Source organism: Burkholderia sp. Cy-637 (assembly GCF_011753175.1).
GTDB lineage: Bacteria > Pseudomonadota > Gammaproteobacteria > Burkholderiales > Burkholderiaceae > Burkholderia > Burkholderia gladioli.
The window spans coordinates 1-18710 of sequence record NZ_VWWC01000139.1 but is presented as its reverse complement, the minus strand read 5'-3'; the positions used below and the strand labels follow the sequence as shown (position 1 = coordinate 18710).

The window sequence follows — 18710 nt, the reverse complement described above, 5'->3', positions numbered from 1 at the left end:
CGTCACGGCGCGCCGCGCCTTGTCCGCGCCCCTGGCCTTGCGGCTGGCGAGCGCCGCCGCCACCGCCGCCGCCGCCGCCGCCGCGCTGCTGTTGCTGGCCACGGCGCTGGATCGGTTCCGGCTTGGCGTTCGGATCGGGCTCGAAGCCGGCGATCACTTCCTGCGGGATCTCGCGCTTGATCAGCTTCTCGATGTCGCGCAGCAGTTGCTTCTCGTCGACGCAGACCAGCGAGACCGCCTCGCCGTTGGCGCCCGCGCGGCCGGTTCGGCCGATGCGGTGCACGTAGTCTTCCGGCACGTTCGGCAGCTCGTAGTTGACCACGTGCGGCAACTGGTCGATATCGATGCCGCGCGCGGCGATATCGGTGGCCACCAGCACCTGCAGCGTGCCGGCCTTGAACTCGGTCAGCGCGCGCGTGCGGGCCGACTGGCTCTTGTTGCCGTGGATCGCCAGCGCGCTGATGCCGTCCTTGCCGAGCTGCTCGGCCAGGCGGTTGGCGCCGTGCTTGGTGCGCGTGAACACCAGCACCTGGAACCAGTTGTGCTCGCGGATCAGGTGGGTGAGCAGCTCGCGCTTGCGGTCGCGGTCGACCGGGTAGATCTTCTGCGCGATGGTCTCGGCCGTGGTGTTGCGGCGCGCCACCTCGATCAGGGCCGGCGAGTCGAGCAGGCTGTCGGCCAGCGCCTTGATCTCGTCGGAGAAGGTGGCCGAGAACAGCAGGTTCTGGCGCTTGGCGGGCAGGCGCGCGAGCACCCGCTTGATGTCGTGGATGAAGCCCATGTCGAGCATGCGGTCGGCTTCGTCGAGCACCAGGATGTCGAGCTGCGAGACGTCGATGGTCTTCTGCTGCATGTGGTCGAGCAGGCGGCCCGGCGTTGCCACCACGATGTCCACGCCGCGCTTGAGCGCGTCGATCTGCGGATTGATGCTCACGCCGCCGAACATCACGGTCGAGCGCAGCTTCAGGTACTTGCCGTAGGCGCGCACGCTCTCCTCGACCTGGGCGGCCAGTTCGCGCGTCGGCGTGAGGATCAGCGCGCGCACGGCGCGCTTGCCGCCGGCCTGAGCGGCGGTATTCGCATTGAGGCGCTGCAGGATCGGCAGGGTGAAGCCGGCGGTCTTGCCGGTGCCGGTCTGGGCGCCGGCGAGCAGGTCGCCGCCGCCGAGCACGGCGGGGATCGCCTGGGTCTGGATCGGGGTCGGTTCGGTATAGCCGAGTTCGTTGACGGCCCGCACGAGGGGTTCGGCGAGGCCGAGGGAAGCAAAAGACATAAACTCTCTTGGTGTTCGAAAAATGACGCCGCCCGACTGGCCGATACGCGACCGGTCGGGCGGCGTCATCTTCATACAAAAAACAAATAGGGCGTGGCCGCGGTTGCCCGCAGCCACGCCCCGTGTGATGTGAACCGTTCGTCAGTCGAGCGGTGCGGAACGCAGATCGCTCACCTGCTGCGGCGAGATCGGCGAACCGTTGTTGCCCCAGGCCGATCGGATATACGACACGACGGCTGCAACCTCTTGATTCGACAGGGCTTGCGCGAACGGCGGCATCCCGTATGGACGCGGATTCCGGAACGTGCTGGGCGGGTAACCGCCGTTGAGCACCATCCGGATCGGGTTCACTGCAGACTCCATCATAATCGAATGGTTTCCGGCGAGCGGCGGATACGAGGGCGGCTTGCCCTGGCCGGAGGCACCGTGACAGGTCGCGCAGTTGTCCGCGTAGAGCTTGCGGCCCTGTTCCAGCAGCTGGTCGCCGAACTTCTGCGAGGGCTCGTATTGCAGGTTGGTCGGCGCGTTGCCCTTCTGCGGAATCGACTTCAGGTAGACCGACATCGAGCGCGCGTCGTCGTCCGACATGTACTGCAGGCTGTTGTGCACCACGTCGGCCATCGGCCCGAACACCGCGCCGCGCATCGACACGCCGGCCTGCAGCAGGTCGGTCAGCTCCTGCACGTGCCAGTCGCCCAGGCCGAACTCGGTGTCGTTGGTCAGCGAGGGCGCGTACCAGTTCTGCAGCGGGATCAGCCCGCCGGCGAAGGCCGAGGAACTGCGCGGCGCGCCCATCAGGTTGATCGAGGTATGGCACATGCTGCAGTGGCCCAGGCCCTCGACCAGGTAGGCGCCGCGGTTCCATTCCACCGACTTGGTCGGGTCCGGCTTGAATTCCCCCTCCTTGAAGAACAGCGTGCGCCAGCCGATCAGCAGGTTGCGGTTGTTGAACGGGAATTTCAGCTCGTGCGGGCGGCTCGCCGTGTTGACCGCCGGCACCGAGCGCAGGTACGCGTAGATCGCGTCCGAATCGGCGCGCGTGACCTTGGTGTAGCTGGTGAAGGGGAAGCCCGGGTAGAGCAGGCTGCCGTCCTTCGAGCGGCCCGTGTGCATCGCGCGATAGAAGTCGTCGGCGCTCCACTTGCCGATGCCGTACTGGTTGTCGGGCGTGATGTTCGGCGTGTACATGGTGCCGAACGGGGTGGGCATCGGCAGGCCGCCGGCGAAGGGCTGGCCGCCGCGCACCGTGTGGCAGGCCACGCAGTCGCCCACCCGCGACAGGTACTCGCCCTTCTTGATCAGCGCGGCCTGGCTCGTGTCGGCGGCCGGCGCGGCGGCGCGCGCGGTGTCGATCAGGCTGCCCGCCCACTTGGCGGCGCCGGGCCAGACGGCGGGCGCGAGCGTCGCGGCGGCGGCGATCGCGAGGGCGCCGAAGGCATACAGGGACTGGCGTTTCATGGCGTCTGTCTCCTGGAGGTCATTGCGGTTCGCTGCCGCAGGCGAGCGGCAGCTTCAGCGAGCCGGCCGCCGCCGGGACCGGATTGGCCGGCGCCGCCTGCGCGGCGAGCCAGGCGGTCACGGCGGTGACGTCCTCGTCGGTGAGCCGCGAGGCGATCTCGTGCATGCAGTCGGGTGCCTTGGCGCGCCGGTTGCCCGAGCGCCAGGCGCCGATCTGCGCGCTGAGGTAGTCGCTGTGCAGGCCCACCAGGCCCGGGATCGCAGGTTGCATGCCCGTGAGCTGCGCGCCGTGGCAGGCGATGCAGGCCGGGATCTTGCGCGCCGCATCGCCGCGCGTGGCCAGTGCCTGGCCGCGCGCCATCACCTCGTCCGACACGCTCGGCTTGGCCGGCGGCGGATAGGGCGGACGCTCGTTGGAGAAGTGCACCGCGATCGCGTGCAGGTAATCGTCGCTCAGGTAGGTGAGCAGGTAGTTCATCGGCGGGTACTTGCGTCGCCCGTCGCGGAAGTTGATCAGCTGGTTGTAGAGATATTCGGCGGGCTTGCCGGCCAGGCGCGGGAAGTAGTCGTTGTCGGTGCCCTGGCCGTGGGTGCCGTGGCAGGCGGTGCAGCCGCGCACGCGTTCGGCCATCGTGTCGGGTGCCTTCAACGGGGCCGCCGCGGCGGCGCCGGAGGCGGGAGCTGACTGGGCTTGCGAGCCGACCGGCAGGCAGGCGGCGCTGATGCACAGCGCGGCGAGCAGGGGACGGAATACACGTATTGAAGACACGCGAGGCTCCAATTTTTTATTCGTCGGGGACCTGGCCGGCTCTGTGTCGGCTCGGGCTTTGACTACACGTGTTTCGGCAGCCCTCTCCTGTCGGCTGCGCTGCGAAGTTTAGCATCGATGCCTGGCCACGGCTATTTGCGCAAGACCCGCTCGCGCCTCGCGATTCGATGCGGCAACAACAGGCGGATGCGGAAATCCTACGCTTTTTGGTGAACCCGTGTGGGCGTTCTCGATCGAAGGCCGTACACTCGCCACTCGCGCGTGGTCGGCCTGCCCCGGGCCGCGCCGCCGATTCGTTGCCACTCCGAAATACTGATCCCCGCCACGATGTTGCCGACCTCTCCCGCCTCAGACGATTGCCGTTACGCGTTTTCCCCGATTCCCTCCTGCGCGGCCTTGCCGTCGTGCCGCCGCGCGTCGGCGCAAGGCGGTGCGCGATGATGAAATTCGACAGCCTCTGGAGCGGCCAGGTCGCGATGGCCGCGCTCGCGCAGATCGCCTTCGCCGTCGCGCTGGGCTCGCTGCTGTTCGGTGCCTGGCTGGCCGCCGAGGGCGCGCGCGCCACCGTGTCTCCCGCGCATGGCGCCTGGCGGCGCGCGCAGCGCTCGCTGGCGATGGCGGCCCTGGTGTTCGTGCTGGCCGAGCTCGGCTGGATCGTCTACGAGGCCGCCACCATGGGCGGCACGGGCCTGGGCGAGGCCTTCGGCGCGCTGCCGGCGGTGCTGGGCGACACCCATGTCGGCCATGCCTGGAGCCTGCTGTTCGGCGGCGCGCTGGCCTTGCTGGTGCTGGCCTTGCTGCGGCCCGGCGGCGTGGCCGGCACGCTGCTGTTCTGGCTCGCGATCCTGGTGGTGGAGGCAGGCAATGCCTCGATCGGCCACGCGGCCGACGCGGGCCCCTGGTCGCCGGCGGTCGGCGTGCAGTTGCTGCACCTGCTGTCGACCGCCGTGTGGGGCGGCATCGTGCTGGCGGGCGGCATGGCGGTGCTGCCGGCGCTGGGTGCCTCGATCGCGCGCGGCGTGCTGATCCGCGTCGCGCAGCGCGTCTCGCGCGTGTCGATGGCGGCGGTGCTGGTGGTGATCGCCACCGGCGTCTACAACGCGATCCGCGGCACCGGCGGCGACCTCGCCGTGCTCGACGCCAGCACCTGGGGCCGCGTGCTGCTGCTCAAGCTGGTGCTGGTCGCGCTGGCGCTGCTGCTGGGCGGCCTGAACCGCTTCTCGGCCCTGCCGCGGCTGCGGCGCACCGCGGCCACCGAGGACGCACGGACCTTCGTCAACGTGCTGTACCTGGAGGCGGTCGCGATGATCGGCGTGTTCGTCGCGGCGGCCGTGCTCGCAGCCAGCGTGCCCGGCTTCGCCTCGCTCGCGCAATGACGGGGGCCTGCGCCGCGCGCCGCTGCCTGGCCTGCGCGCGCGGCCTCGCTGCCGGGCCCTGAGCCGAACCCCGAACGCGAAGCGGGGGCGCCCCGCTCAGGACGCCCCCGCCTTGCACCGCATCATCTTCCACGGCGCGGCTCGCGCGCGCCGCGCGCGATCACCACTCGGCGACGCTGCCGTCGGCGTGGCGCCACACCGGATTGCGCCAGCGATGGCCGAGCTTGGCCATCTCGCGCACCTTCTCCTCGTTGACCTCGATGCCCAGGCCCGGGCCTTGCGGGATGCCGACGAAACCATCCTCGTAGCGGAACACTTCCGGGTTGCGGATGTAGTCGAGCAGGTCGTTGCCCTGGTTGTAGTGGATGCCCAGGCTCTGTTCCTGGATGAAGGCGTTGTAGCTGACCGCGTCGAGCTGCAGGCAGGCGGCCAGCGCGATCGGCCCGAGCGGGCAGTGCAGCGCCAGCGCCACGTCGTAGGCCTCGGCCAGCGAGGCGATCTTGCGGCACTCGGTGATGCCGCCCGCGTGCGAGGCGTCGGGCTGGATGATGTCGACGTAGCCGCCCGCGATCACGTGCTTGAAGTCCCAGCGCGAGTAGAGCCGCTCGCCCAGCGCGATCGGCGTGTCGGTCTGGTTGACGATGTCGCGCAGCGCCTCGGCATTCTCCGAGAGCACCGGCTCCTCGATGAACATCAGGCGATAGGGATCGAGCTCCTTGGCCAGCACCTTGGCCATCGGCTTGTGGACGCGGCCGTGGAAGTCCACGCCGATCCCCACGTGCGGGCCCACCGCCTCGCGCACCGCCGCCACGTTGGCGATCACCTTCTCGACCTTGTCGTAGGTATCGACGATCTGCAGCTCCTCCGAGCCGTTCATCTTGACCGCCTTGAAGCCGCGCTCGACCACCGCGCGCGCGTTGTTGGCCACGTCGCTGGGACGGTCGCCGCCGATCCACGAGTAGACCTTGATGCGCTCGCGCACCTGGCCGCCCAGCAGCGCATGGACCGGCGCGCCATGGAACTTGCCCTTGATGTCCCACAGCGCCTGGTCGACGCCGGCGATCGCGCTCATCGTGATCGGGCCGCCGCGATAGAATCCGGCGCGGTACATCACCTGCCAGTGATCCTCGATCAGCAGCGGGTCCTTGCCCACCAGGTAGTCGGCCAGCTCCTGCACGGCGGCTTCCACGGTATGCGCGCGGCCCTCGACGATCGGCTCGCCCCAGCCGACGATGCCCTCGTCGGTCTCGATCTTCAGGAACAGCCAGCGCGGCGGCACGACGAAGGTTTCGAGGCGGGTGATCTTCATGGGTCTGTCTCCTTGGGTTGGGCGAACGGGGGACGCATCGAGGCCCCGCCGGAAAGTCGATGGCGACGATCCTACACGATTCCGCGAAAAAGTAGTATTAATAGCACTATTGTGCACATAGTGGTCGGCCGCCCGCGTGCGGCGCCGGCCCAGAGGGAGAAACGTGATTCAACGCGATCTGCATGGACAAACCGCGTACCGGCTCGCCACGGCGATCCTGCGCGGCGACTACACGCCGGACACGATCCTGCCGCGCGAGGCCGAGCTGATGCTCTCCTTCGGCGTGAGCCGCACCGTGCTGCGCGAGGCGCTGCGCACGCTGACCTCGAAGGGGCTGATCGAGTCGCGGCCCAAGGTCGGCACGCGAGTGCGGCCGCGCGATGCCTGGAACCTGCTCGACGCCGAGCTGCTCGACTGGTATTCGCAGGTGGCGCCGCCGCTGGCCTTCGCAATGAAGCTGCAGGAGATGCGCGAGATGGTCGAGCCGTACGCGGCGGGGCTGGCCGCGCGCGCGCAGACGCCGGCCGCGTTCGCCGCGATCGAGGCCGCGCACGAGGCGATGCGCGCGGCGCGCCATGTCGACGAGTGGGTGAGGGCGGACCTGCGCTTCCACCTGGAGGTGCTGGCCGCCGGCGGCAACGAGTTGCTGATGCCGCTGGGCGCGCTGATCGAGCGCACGCTGGAGGCGCAGCTGAGGCTCAACGCGAAGCGCGCCGAGATCTTCAATGCCTCGCTGGCCGAGCACACGCGCGTGTTCGAGGCGATCCGCGCGCGCGACGCGAACGCCGCGCGCGCGGCGATGGCGGCGCTGCTCGGCACCACGCGCGCGCGCATCGAGCGCTAGGACACCACAGGGCGCCCGCCGTGCGATGCGGCGAGCGAAAACCACGGACATGAAAAAACGGGCCGGCGTGTGAAGCGCCGGCCCGTTGCGTTTGCGGTGCGCGAGGCGTCAGCCAGCCGGTTTCGTCTCGACGGAAGCCGTCGGGGCGATGGCCGCGCCCGGGGCCGAAGTCGCCGCCGCGTCGGCCTGCCCGCTCTGCCAGCCGAGGCCGAGGCTCTTCTGCAGGGACACATAGTCCTTGATCAGCTCGGCCTGTCCCGCGATCACGTTCTGCTGCGCCGACAGCGCGTCGCGCTGCGTGTCGAGCAGGTCGATCAGCGAGGACACGCCGGCGCGATAACGCTGGTCCATCAGCGTCGCCGAATGCACCGCCGAGGTCTGCACCTTGTCGAGCGCGACCACGTGATCGCGCTGGTGACCGTAGCGCGACAGGGCGGTATTGGCGTCCTGCAGCGCGCCGAGCACGGCCTTGGTGTAGTTGGCCTCGGCCTCGTCGCGCGAGGCTTCGGCGGCGCGCACGGCGCCGCGCGTGCGGCCGAAGTCGAACAGGTTCCATTGCAGGTAGGGCGCGCCCACCCAGGTCCAGTTCTGCTTGCGGAACAGGTGGCCCGGGTCGCTGGCGCTGAAGCCCAGATCGCCGAGCAGGGTGACCTTGGGGAAGTAGTCGGCGATGTGCTCGCCGATCTGCGCATTGCTCGAGGCCAGGCGCCGCTCGGCCGCGCGCACGTCGGGGCGTTGCTTGAGCAGGGCGGCCGGGTCTCCGATCGGCACCGATGCGGGCAGGCTCGGCAGCGCCGGGTTGGCGCCCGAGAGCTGCGCATCGAGCGCGCCCGGCGCGCGCCCGGTGAGGGTCGCGAGGCGGTCCAGCGATTCGGTCACCTGGGCATCGAGCGGGATCAGCGAGGCGCGCGTGTTTTCCACCTGGGTGGTCAGCCGCTCGATGTCGGCATCGGCGGCCACGCCGCGTCCGCGCCGCTGCCGGGTCAGGTCGAGCTGCTGCTGCTGGATCTCGGCGGTGCGCTGCGAGAGCGCCAGGCGCTGCTGCTGGTCGCGCAGGTCCACGTAGGCATTGGCGACCTCGGCCGCGATCGAGACCTGCGTGTCGGCCAGGTCCGCGTCGACCGCCTCGGCCTGCGCCGAGGCCGCCTCGATCGCGCGGCGCGTGCCGCCGAACAGGTCGATCTCCCAGGTGGCGTCGAAGCTGGCCGTGTAGAGCTGGATCGGGCCGGTGCCGGCCTGGCTGTTGCCGCCGTTCGCGTTGTTCGCCCCGGTCAGCGCCGACAGCGCGTTCATGTCGGGCGCGCGGGTGCGGATCGCGGCCAGGTCCGCCGAGGTCTTCGGCAAGGCGTTGGCGCGCTGCTGGCTCAGTTGCGCGCGGGCTTCGCGCAGCCGCGCCTGGGCCGCGTGCAGGTCGGGGTTGTGGGCCAGCGCCGCGGCGATCAGTTCGTCGAGCTGGGGATCGTTCAGGCTCTGCCACCAGGCGGCGGGCCCGGGCGTGGCGACGGCCACGCCGGTCTGCGGGGCGCGCACGAAGGTGGCCGCGCTTGGTGCTGCCGGCGCGCCCTTGTAGTTCGGGCCGACCGTGCAGCCGGCGAGCGCGAGCGCTGCGGCGACCAGCGTCAGCGCGAGACGGGGAGCCAGGCTCGGGGACTTCATGGAGGACATCATCGAGGACTTCATCGTGTCAGTGGCCGGACGAGGACGGCGGCGGCGCGTTGCGCGGCGGCGTGCGCAGCAACAGGGCCAGCGGCACGCAGGCGATCAGCGCCAGTCCGAGCAGGTAGAAGGTTTCGGAATAGGTCATCACGGTGGCCTGCACGTTGATCTGCTGGGCGAGCTGGCCGAGCGCGCGCATCTGCGAGTAGGCCAGGTCGCCGGTGTGTGAGAACCAGTTGGCCGCGTACTGCGAGATGCGGTCCTGGCCGATCAGCGAATTGGCGGTGACCGACTCCCGGATGGTGGCGGTGTGATAGGTGGTGCGCCGGTCGATGATGGTGCCGATGATGGCCAGGCCGATCGAGCCGCCCAGGTTGCGGGCCATGTTGTAGAGGCCCGCCGCGTCGCCCGATTCCTCGCGCGAGACGGCCGCCATCGAGGCCTGGTTGAGCGGCATCATCGCCAGCATCTGCGCCACGCCGCGGATCAGCTGCGACCAGACGAAATCGTGGCCGACGCTCTGCGCGGTCAGCGAGATGTCGAGCATGCAGCTCAGGAAGAACAGCATCAGCCCCGAGATCACCAGGATCCGGTAGTCCACCTTGCCGAGCAGCTTCGGCAGGATCGGCATCATCAGGAAGGCGGGCAGGCCCGAGAGCAGCATGATCTCGCCGGCCTGCTCGGCGTTGTAGCCCGAGACGATGGCGAGGAACTGCGGCAGCAGGTAGGACACGCCGTACAGGCCCGCGCCCACCGCCGCGACGATCACGATCACGCTGGCGTAGCGCGGGTTGCGCATCAGCGAGAGCCGCAGCATCGGCCGCTTGGCGGTGAACTGCGAGATCGCGATCAGCACGAAGCCGGCGAAGGTGATCCAGCTCAGCGTGGTGATCATCGACGATTCGAACCAGCGCTCGCGCTGGCCTTCCTCGAGCACCACCGTCAGCGACGAGAGCCCGATCGACAGGCCCGCGATGCCGACCCAGTCGGCGCTGAAGAACTGCGGCCACTGCGGCTTGTCGGAAGGCAGGCCGAGCACCAGCAGCGCGATCAGGATCAGGCAGACCGGCAGGTTGATGAAGAAGCACCAGCTCCAGCTCACGTTCTCGGCCAGCCAGCCGCCCAGCACCGGGCCGAACAGCGGCCCGAGCAGCACGATCAGGCCGAACAGGGTCATGCCCACCGGCAACTGCGAGACCGGCAGCCGGGTGCGGATGATGGTCTGCGCGGTGGGGATCATCGCGCCGCCGGTGAAGCCCTGGCCGATCCGGCCGGCGATCATCAGCGCCAGCGTGCTCGACCAGCCGCACATCATCGAGAAGGCGATGAACAGCGCCGCCGATACCAGCAGGAAGTTGCGCAGCCCGAACACGCGCGTGAGCCACGCGGCCAGCGGGATCATCACGATCTCCGACATCAGGTAGCCGGTGGAGATCCAGGTGCCCTCGGTGCCGGTCGCGCCGATCTCGCCCTGGATCTGCGGCAGCGCCGAGTTGGTGATCGAGATGTCGAGCGTGGCCATCAGCGCGCCCAGCGAGCCGGCGGCCACCGCGATCCAGTCGGTCGCGCTGGCGCGCTCGGGATGCGGCGCGGCGGCGGGCGTGGCGGCCTCAGCCATGATGCTGCCCGTCGTCGCGGGTATCGATGTCGACGTCCACCGACAGGCCCGGCAGCAGCACGCGGCGGGTCTCGTCGTCGGTGTCGACGTGGATGCGCACCGGCACGCGCTGCACGATCTTGGTGAAGTTGCCGGTGGCGTTGTCGGGCGGCAGCAGCGCGAATTGCGAGCCGGTGCCCGGCGAGAAGCTGTCGACCTTGCCGTGCAGCGCGCGATCGGGCAGCGCGTCCACGTGCAGCGTGACCGGCTGGCCCACCCGCATGCGGCCCACCTGGGTTTCCTTGAAGTTGGCGACCAGGTAGATGTCCTGCACCGGCACCACCGTCAAGAGGCGCGTGCCGGGCTGCACGTACTGGCCGACGCGCACCGTGCGATCGCCCACGCGGCCGTCCAGCGTGCTGCGCACCACCGTGTTGTCGAGGTCGAGCTGCGATTGCGCGGCGCTGGCCTGGGCCGCCTCGAGCTGGGCCTGGGCCTGCTGCAGCTGGGCGGTGCTGGAGTTGATCTGGGCGCGGGCCGCCGCGATCGAGGCGTTGTTCGCCGCCAGCGTGGCCTGCGCCTGGTCGCGCGTGTTCTTCAGGTCGGCGATGCGCTCGTGCGTTTCGGCGCCGGTGGCCGCCAGCGGCGCGTAGCGCGCGTATTCCTCGCTGGCGTGCTTCAGGTTGATGCTCGACACCTGGGCCTGCGCCTGCGCCTGTTCGAGATTGGCGTGCTGCTGGGCGATGTCGGCCTGGGTGCGCGCGATGTCGGCGCGCCGCGCATCGACGCTTGCCTGCGAATTCTGCAGGGAAACCTGATACTGGCGGACGTCGAGCTTCACCAGCGGGTCGCCGGCCTTGACGCTCTGGTTGTCGCGCACGTAGACGTCGGTCACGTAGCCCGACACCTTCGGCGCGGCCGTCATGCTGTCGGCCTGCAGGTAGGCATCGTTGGTCGATTCGATGAAGCGGCCGACGGTCCACCAATGGACCAGCCAGACCAGGCCGGCGATCGCCGCGACGATCGCGATGAGGATCAGGATGTTGCGCCGGCGCGAAGGCCGCTTCGGCGCGGATTCCAAGGTTTCCTGACGATTGCCTTTCGGCGGTTCTTGAGTGGTCGACGACATTCCGGGATCCAAATTATTCCGAGCGGAAGAATTATTCCAGTTGGAAAATTTGTGTCAAGTAGAATATCGGTCGGATGAAAGTGAGGGGTCTATGACGGAAGCGAAGAAATTGCGTCGCACGTCGGCAAGCGGATATGCGCGGGGCGACGAGACGCGGCAGCGGATCATCGAGGCCGCGATCGAATTGTTCGGCGAGCGCGGCTTCGCCGGCGCGTCGACGCGGGACATCGCCGCGCACGCGGGAGTGAACGCGCCGGCGCTGCAGTACTACTTCGAGAACAAGGAAGGGGTGTTCCGCGCCTGCGCGGACACCATCGCCGAGCTCGGCTGCGCGGCCTTCGGGCCGGCGCTCGACCATGCGCGCGCGATGCTGGCGCGCGAGGCCGACGTCGAGACCCTGATCGAGTCCTTCCTCGGCATCATGCATGCGATCTCGGCCAAGATGTTCGTCACGCCCAAGAACGCGCACCAGCGCATGTTCTTCGCGCGCGAGCAGGCGGGCCTGGAGCCGGCGATCGCCACCGAGATCCTGATGCAGCGGATCCGGCGGCCGCTGCACGACGTCTGCACCGCGCTGGTGAGCCGCATCGCGAACCAGCCGGCCGACAGCAACGCCACCAAGATCCGCGCCTTCAGCCTGCTCGGTCAGTTGTCGGTGTTCCACATGGCGCAGCGCTCGGCGCTGGCGATGCTGGGCTGGGAATCCTACGAAGGCGAGAACGGCGATCTGCTGCGCTCGGTGGTGGCCGAGCAGACGCGCGCGCTGCTGCGCCAGTGGCATGTCGAGGGCCAGGCGCGGGCCGGCGCGCCGCGTCGCGCGCTTGCCTCCCCGCTGGGCGAAGCGCCTGCCGCGCGCCGCAAGAGCGTCGCGCCGAAAGTCGCCGCCAAACCTGCCGCCAAGCCTGCCGCCGCGAAATCCCCGGTGCCCAAGGCCGCCGCTGCCAAACCCGCCGCGCCGCGCGCCTCGCGCGGCGCCAAGCACTCCTCGCATTGAATCCGCGCGCGGGCGCCCGGCGCAAGCGTCGGCCGCCCGTGTTGCGCGACCTCGTTCATTACGACATCCTTACCGTCGAGCGCGCCACCGGGCGCCGCCGCCGGGTCCGCGCGAACAGGCCGTCGGTCGATGACATCGGCACGTCACGATCGCCGGTCTATCGTCGTGGTCCGAGGCGGCGAAATTGGCGAAATCGGCGAAGGTGAGGGCCCTCGCCGCCTGTCCCCGTGTTTCCATCTCGATGCGGCGCCCGATCGGCGCCGCGCGTCAGCAGAACGAAAAATCGGAGCGAACCCGATGTCGAACCCGAATCTTCCCGAGACGTCCTCCGCGGACCATCACGCGGACTCGTACGAATACGCGCCCGTCACGCGCCGCGGCTTCCTGAAGCTGGCCGGCGTGTCGGGCCTGGCCACCGCCAGCGGCCTGGCCGGCACGCGCGCGGCCGCGGCCGTGCCCGACGGCACGCCCGAGCAGATCCACCTGACCTGGGGCGACGATCCCTGCTCCGAGGTGACGGTATCTTGGGCGTCGCTGGCGCCGGCCGCCAATCCGCGCGTGCGCGTGTCGAGCGACTACGGCCGGCCGTTCACGGTGCATGCGGTGCAGCGCACCTATACCGACGGCCTGAACGGCGCGGTGGTGTTCACCTACCACGCGCGCCTGCACGGGCTGCGCCCCGGCGCGAGCTTCCGCTACGAGGTGACGGCCGACAACGACGCGAATGCCTCGCAGCCGTTCTCGGCCGGCTTCCAGACCGCGCCGCGCGGGCGCGCGCCGTTTCGCTGGACCAGCTACGGCGACCTGGCCACGCCGAACACGGGCTGGGTGCTGTCCTCGCCGCAAAGCCGCTACGCGGTGCAGGCCGTCGAGCGCTTCCAGCCGCTGTTCCACCTGCTCAACGGCGACCTCTGCTACGCGAACCTGAACCCGACGCACCAGCCCGACGTCTGGCGCGACTTCGGCAACAACAACCAGAGCTCGGCCGCGAACCGCCCCTGGATGCCCTGCCCGGGCAATCACGAGATCGAATTCCACAACGGCCCGCAAGGGCTCGATTCCTATCTCGCGCGCTACGTGCTGCCCGACAACGGCACGCGTTTCGCGGGCCGCTGGTACAGCTTCCGCGTCGGCGCGGTGCTGTTCATCTCGCTCGACGCCGACGACGTGGTCTACCAGGACGCGGCCGCCTTCGTGGCCGGCCCCGCGCCGCTCGTGCCGGCCGCCAGCACCGGCAATGTGCCGATCGAGCCGGGCACCTCGTTCTACGTGCGTGGCTACAGCGGCGGCATGCAGACGCGCTGGCTGGAGGACACGCTGCGCCGCGCCTCGCACGAACCCGGCATCGACTGGATCGTGGTGCAGATGCACCAGGACGCGCTGAGTTCGTCGAAGTCGGGCAACGGCTCGGACAAGGGCATCCGCGAGGCCTGGCTGCCGCTGTTCGACCGCTACGGCGTCGACCTGGTGCTGTGCGGCCACGACCACGACTACGAGCGCAGCTTCCCGGTGCGCGGCTGCCGCCATCACGCCGGCGTCGACGCGGCCACCGGCTCGGTGGTCGACACCATGCAGCCGCAACCGGTGGTCACGGTCGATCCCGAGGATCGCACCTTCGACACGCGCCACGGCACCATCCACCTGATCCTCGGCGGCGGCGGCACCAGCGCGCCGACCGACAGCTACGGCGACGATCCGGCCACCGGCCAGCCGCAGGCGATGGTATTCACCAAGTCGAACCGGCCGGTGCCCGGCGCCACCGCCGGCACCTTCGCGCGGCCCGGCGCCGATGCGCGCGAGGACGCGATCTGGTCGGCGCGGCGCGATGCCGGCAACGGCTACGGGATCGCCGTGTTCGACTACGAGCCGGGCGAGGCGGGCGGCCATACCAGCATCACGGTGAACTACTACCACGCGGCCGGCGCCGACAGCGCACCGACCAGCGACTACTCGCTGTTCGAGACCATCGTGCTGAGCAAGCCGCGCCGCGGCTGAGGCGAGGCCGGTGGGAAGACAGGCGGGAAGACAGGCGGGAAATGAAGCGGGGCGCCGGTCGCATCACGACCGGCGCCCCTTCTTCGTTCGGCGCGATCAGCCTTGCGCGGCTGCCTTGGCGGCGGCCATGGCCGGTGCCGCCTTGCCGGCGTTGCCAGCGCCGTTGCCGCTGAGCTGCGCCGCACGCGCGCCCTTGTCGGCCTTGGTGGTGGCATCGATCGGCCGCGGCGGCGCGTCGACCAGCGGCTGCAGGGCCGGCGTGAGCGACTTCAGCAGTTGCACGGCCAGCGCGCTGGTGTATTCGTAGCGCGCCGCATAAGGCTCGTGCGCGTTGGCGGTGAGGACCCCGAAGAAGCGGTCGCCGATCCCGAACACGAAGGTCGCGCTGCGATTGACCTTGCGCGACTCGATCAGCCGCGCGCCCGGCGCGTAGACGTTGAAGCGCTGGTCGCCGGTGCCGGTCTTGCCATAGACCTCCAGCGTCTTGCCGTCCGAGAAGCTCAGGCCCTGCGCGAGCCGCTTGCCGGTGCCGTTGGCCACCACGTCGCGCAGCATCGGCTGCACCGCCGCCGCGATCTCGGGCGAGATCAGTTGATGCGGCGGCGTGCCCGCGTGCACGAAGCGCGTTTCATAGGGCGTGTCCTTGGCGAAGTCGAGCCGCGCGACGCTTTCGGTCGGCATCTGCGCGCCGCCGTTGCCGATCAGGCCGATCAGCCGCGCCAGCGAATCGGGCTGGTCGCCCGAGGCGCCGATCGCGGCCGCGTAGGAAGGCGTGAGCGCCGCGAACGGATAACCGAGCGCCTGCCATGACCGGCCGATCTCCTGGTAGGCGCGCAGCTCGACCATGCGGCGGATGCGGCGATCCTGGGTGGCGTGGTACCGGGTCTTGTACAGCCAGGAGTAGGAGGCGATGCGCACGTCGTGGCTGGCGTTCTGCACGGTGTCGAGCGTCGCGTCGGGATGCTCGCGCAGGTAGGCGAGGGTCCAGAGCGCGAGCGGGTGGACGCTGGCGATATAGGCGCGATCGTTGAGGTTGAAGCGATCGGCGCCGTACTTCGCGTAGAGCTTGCCGAGATCCTCGTCGGTGAGGCCCGCGGCCGGCGTGTTCTTCAGCGCGCCGCGCATGTTCGCGTCGAACCACGGCCGCGGCGCCTCGGGCGCCACGCTGCGCAGCACGGTGGCCACCTTGGGCGGCGTCTTGCGCACGGTCTTGAGCATCAGCGCGAGCGCGTCGTCGGCCGGCTTGCCCGCGTACTTCGTGTAGAAGCGCTTCACGTAGACGCGGCTCTCCTGGTCGACGAACTGCCCGAGGTACTGCGCGCGCAAGGCAGGATCGCCGAGCCACTGCGAGGACAGGCCCGAGGTCTGGATCATCTCGTAACGCACGATGTCGCGCATCATCCGCACGAACACCAGGTTCACCGAATTGCGGAAGGCCAGGCGGATGGTCAGGATCTGGCCATTCTCGCTCTTGTCGAAATTGGTGAAGGTCTGCGCGCCGCCGCCGGTGTAGAAGGTCTCGCCGGCCGAGGCCGAATACTTGCGATCGAGCGCGGCGTCGAGCATCGCCGTGAGCGATCGCTCGCGTGTGTTCGCCAGGTAGTCGAGCGCCCAGCGCGTGAGCGCGTCCTGCGGGTCGGGCTGCACGCGCTTGAGTTCCTCGTTCGACATGCCCGCGTAGTCGTGGTGCAGGCGCGAGACGATCTGCAGGTAGGTCACCACGGTGCGCATCTTGGCGGTCGAGCCGAGGTTCAGGCGCGCGCCGCGATTGACGTCGAAGGGCTGGTCGACGCTGTCGGTCTGCACCCGCAGCAGGTTCGCGCCGCCCTGGCGTTCGTAGAGCGTGAAGCTGTAGGAGATCTTCGAGGGGTCGTCGCCGGGGCGCAGCATCTGGAAGCCGACCAGGCCCGCCTCGCGGGCGCCGTCGCGGGTGGTGACGGCCGCCAGCTTGTCGGCCACGGCCTGCTGCACGGCGTTGTCGAGCGTGACGGTGGCGTCGAGGTCGAGCCGGTCGAGCTGGTAGACGCTCGACAGCCCGAGCGCGCCGAGCAGTCGCGAGCGCGTCGAGGTCACCGCCTTGCGCGTCACGTAGGAGGCTTCGGCCGGCGGCGTGGGCGCGGCGTGGCGCTCGATTTGAGCGGCCAGCGCCGCGTCGCGCAGCGCCGGCGAGATCGCGCCTTCGGAGGCGAGCAGGCGCAGGTAGCTGTCGGTCAGCTTCTGCAGGTCGGCGTAACCGCGGTTGAGGAAGAAGGACGGCGCGCGCTGCGCGATCAGCAGCGACAGCACCTCGCGATAGGCCAGCGCCTGCTCGTCGCGGTTCGCGTCGCTCGGCGGCGCGGACAGGATGCGGTTCACCTCGCGGAAGTCGCGGCCGTACCAGGCGGCCAGGCCGTCGCCGAGCCCGGTCACCTCGCCCACGTGGGCGCGCGCCGCGAGCGGCACCGAGTTCAGGTAGCGCACCACGATCTGGCGGCGCGCCGGCATGGTCTGCGGGCCGTCCAGGTAGGCGCGGATCGAGGCCGAGGCGATCTGCCGGAGCTTCTCGGGCGGCGTGGCGGTGCGTCCGTCGGGCGAGTGGCGGAACTTCTCGATCTGGGTGGCGAGCGTGCTGCCGCCCGGCGTCGACTGATGGCGGTTCACGAAGCGCAGCGCCTGGTCGGACAGCGCGCGGCCGAAGCGGCGCCAGTCGATCGCCGGGTTGCGGTTCGGCGCGTCGGGGTCGAGCAGGTAGCGATCCTCGATGAACAATAGCGAGCGCACCACCAGCGGCGGGATCGCATCGAAATCGGTGTAGACGCGATGCGGGAAGGTGGCGTCGTAGATCGGCGCGCCGCTCGCGTCGCGCAGCGTGAGGCCGGCCTGGTCCTTCTCGTCGTATGGCAGGAACAGGCCTTCGTCGGCCAGCGAGAGCAGGCGCTCGGAGCCGCGTGCCTGCGCCGCGATGCTGTAGCCGCGCGCGGCGAGGCGCTGCTCGAAGGCGGGTAGCTGGGAATAACCGAGGCGGGTGTCGTAGGGCCCGTCGAGCGGATAGCGGATGCTGTCGCTGGGGCCGTCGCCGACCGTGTAGCCGACGTCGCTGGCCAGGCTGGAGAGATAGCGGGCCTGCCATCGCGAGGTCGCGAATTCGATCTGGCAAAGCCTGACCACCACGACCAGTGCGATCAGCACGGCCGCGATGAGCAACCATTTCACGCGCTTCCAGACCGGCACGGGGCTGGTGGCGCGCAGCGGGATCCGAATGACGGGCCGATTCATGGCATCTCCCCGGCGGCGCAAATCGTCCGACCCTCGCGCCGCATTGCAAGCAGTGTAGACCTGAATCAGGCGGCGCGTGCTGCGGAAAATACCGGACTGTGACGCGGATGCAACCCCGTGGTTTCGCGGGCGGCTTGACCTCGGCGAGGGCCGCTGGCGGGTGCCTTGGGCGGGGAATTGGGGGCGGATTTCGAGCGCGTCGCGACGCGCTCGGGGCGTTTCACCGGAAGCGGTTCGCGGCGCCGATGTTCATGCATGCGAGGCCAGGGCGCGCCGCTTGTTCAGCAGTCCGAGAAGGTCGAGCTGGCGAGCCGCACGTCGAACAGTTGCGCGGCGGTGCTCAGCGCATGCAGCAGGGCGAAGGAGTGGCGGTCGGCATAGGGCAGCGAGGGCTGGAAGGTGCTGCCGTGCCATTGCCATTCCGCGTCGGCCTCGGTATCGCGGCGCGGGCGATCGAAGATCGTCTCGATCTCGTAGCCGCCCGGGCCCTTGGCCGGGATCCCGACGTTCAGCGCGAAGCCGCACAGCCGCTCCAGCGGCAGGCGGAAGCTGTCGCGGCCGAGCCGGAAGCCGGCCCAGCGCGCGTCGCGCGTGCGGAACGCCACGAACAGCGTGTCGTCGACGCGCCGCTTCGCGTCGAAGTGCTCGGGCAGGTCGTCGAGCGGGGCGATGTCGGGCTGGGATTCGTCGCGGTTGAGCTCTAGGTCGACGTGTTTCGCGCAGGCCTCGCGCAGGCCGTCGTAGAGCTGGCGGTAGACGGCGGCGGCCGAGGTCGAGCGCGGGTCGAGATCGAGCGAGAGGCGCTGGTAGCTGGCGTATGCGCCGAGGTAGGCCGGCAGGCGCTGGCCGTCGTCGCCGTCGAGCCAGGCCGGGCGGCTGCCGAGCGGGCTCGGCAGCAGGTCGATCGCCCGCGTGCGGTCCTCGGGACGGCGCGCGCGCAACTCGGCGCTGCGCGCGGCGGGCGGTGGCGGCACATAGGGTTTCGATGCGTCCGCATCGATTGTCTCGGCGCCGGCGGCTGCCTGGGTGCTTGGCGCGGCCGGCGTTTCGAGGTC

At 69.9% G+C, this 18710-nt stretch carries 13 protein-coding genes; 4 read left to right on the top strand and 9 right to left on the bottom strand.

Going from position 1 to position 18710, the window contains the following annotated elements; genetic code table 11:
- The 3 genes from F3J10_RS27060 to F3J10_RS27050 form a co-directional block, all read right to left on the bottom strand.
- Positions 1-1273: DEAD/DEAH box helicase (locus F3J10_RS27060; protein ID WP_167243401.1), on the bottom strand; the 1273-nt coding region annotated here is incomplete at its 3' end.
- 141 nt (positions 1274-1414) lie between these two features.
- Entirely contained in the window at positions 1415-2731 is a 1317-nt protein-coding gene (locus tag F3J10_RS27055) for a cytochrome c (RefSeq protein WP_046577510.1), read from the bottom strand.
- A gap of 19 nt (positions 2732-2750) precedes the next feature.
- Positions 2751-3512, bottom strand: coding sequence for a c-type cytochrome (locus tag F3J10_RS27050; RefSeq protein ID WP_063617726.1), 762 nt, complete (start codon positions 3510-3512; stop codon positions 2751-2753).
- Between the two features lie 428 nt (positions 3513-3940).
- Between F3J10_RS27050 and F3J10_RS27045 the strand changes: the two genes are divergently transcribed.
- A complete protein-coding gene (locus tag F3J10_RS27045) occupies positions 3941-4876 on the top strand; it encodes a CopD family protein (protein WP_166915348.1) in 936 nt (311 codons plus the stop codon).
- 160 nt (positions 4877-5036) lie between these two features.
- Here F3J10_RS27045 and dgoD read toward each other — a convergent pair whose 3' ends face one another.
- On the bottom strand, positions 5037-6185 hold the full coding sequence (gene dgoD, locus F3J10_RS27040; RefSeq protein WP_166915344.1) for a galactonate dehydratase: 1149 nt from the start codon (positions 6183-6185) through the stop codon (positions 5037-5039).
- 163 nt (positions 6186-6348) lie between these two features.
- Here dgoD and F3J10_RS27035 point away from each other — a divergent pair, with 163 nt between their 5' ends.
- Positions 6349-7029 (top strand): FCD domain-containing protein, encoded by a 681-nt coding sequence (locus F3J10_RS27035; protein ID WP_013699308.1) that lies wholly within the window; start codon positions 6349-6351, stop codon positions 7027-7029.
- Positions 7030-7137: 108 nt separating this feature from the next.
- Here the strand turns inward: F3J10_RS27035 and F3J10_RS27030 are convergent, their stop codons facing one another.
- The 3 genes from F3J10_RS27030 to F3J10_RS27020 are packed head-to-tail and all read right to left on the bottom strand — an operon-like array spanning position 7138 to position 11411.
- Positions 7138-8685 carry an efflux transporter outer membrane subunit gene (locus tag F3J10_RS27030; RefSeq protein WP_167243400.1) on the bottom strand — a complete coding sequence of 516 codons (1548 nt, stop codon included), beginning with the start codon at positions 8683-8685 and terminating at the stop codon, positions 7138-7140.
- A gap of 28 nt (positions 8686-8713) precedes the next feature.
- Positions 8714-10303, bottom strand: coding sequence for a DHA2 family efflux MFS transporter permease subunit (locus tag F3J10_RS27025; protein WP_013699306.1), 1590 nt, complete (start codon positions 10301-10303; stop codon positions 8714-8716).
- Positions 10296-11411, bottom strand: coding sequence for an HlyD family secretion protein (locus F3J10_RS27020; RefSeq protein ID WP_025096910.1), 1116 nt, complete (start codon positions 11409-11411; stop codon positions 10296-10298). The genes F3J10_RS27025 and F3J10_RS27020 overlap by 8 nt, the downstream gene beginning before the upstream one ends.
- A gap of 91 nt (positions 11412-11502) precedes the next feature.
- Between F3J10_RS27020 and F3J10_RS27015 the strand changes: the two genes are divergently transcribed.
- On the top strand, positions 11503-12405 hold the full coding sequence (locus tag F3J10_RS27015; RefSeq protein WP_167243399.1) for a CerR family C-terminal domain-containing protein: 903 nt from the start codon (positions 11503-11505) through the stop codon (positions 12403-12405).
- Positions 12406-12702: 297 nt separating this feature from the next.
- Positions 12703-14400, top strand: a complete 1698-nt coding sequence (locus F3J10_RS27010) for a metallophosphoesterase family protein (protein WP_167243398.1) — start codon at positions 12703-12705, stop codon at positions 14398-14400.
- Between the two features lie 96 nt (positions 14401-14496).
- Here F3J10_RS27010 and F3J10_RS27005 read toward each other — a convergent pair whose 3' ends face one another.
- Positions 14497-17655, bottom strand: coding sequence for a transglycosylase domain-containing protein (locus F3J10_RS27005; protein WP_167243397.1), 3159 nt, complete (start codon positions 17653-17655; stop codon positions 14497-14499).
- A gap of 281 nt (positions 17656-17936) precedes the next feature.
- On the bottom strand, positions 17937-18710 hold a 774-nt coding region (locus F3J10_RS27000), incomplete at its 5' end, for a hypothetical protein (protein WP_167243396.1).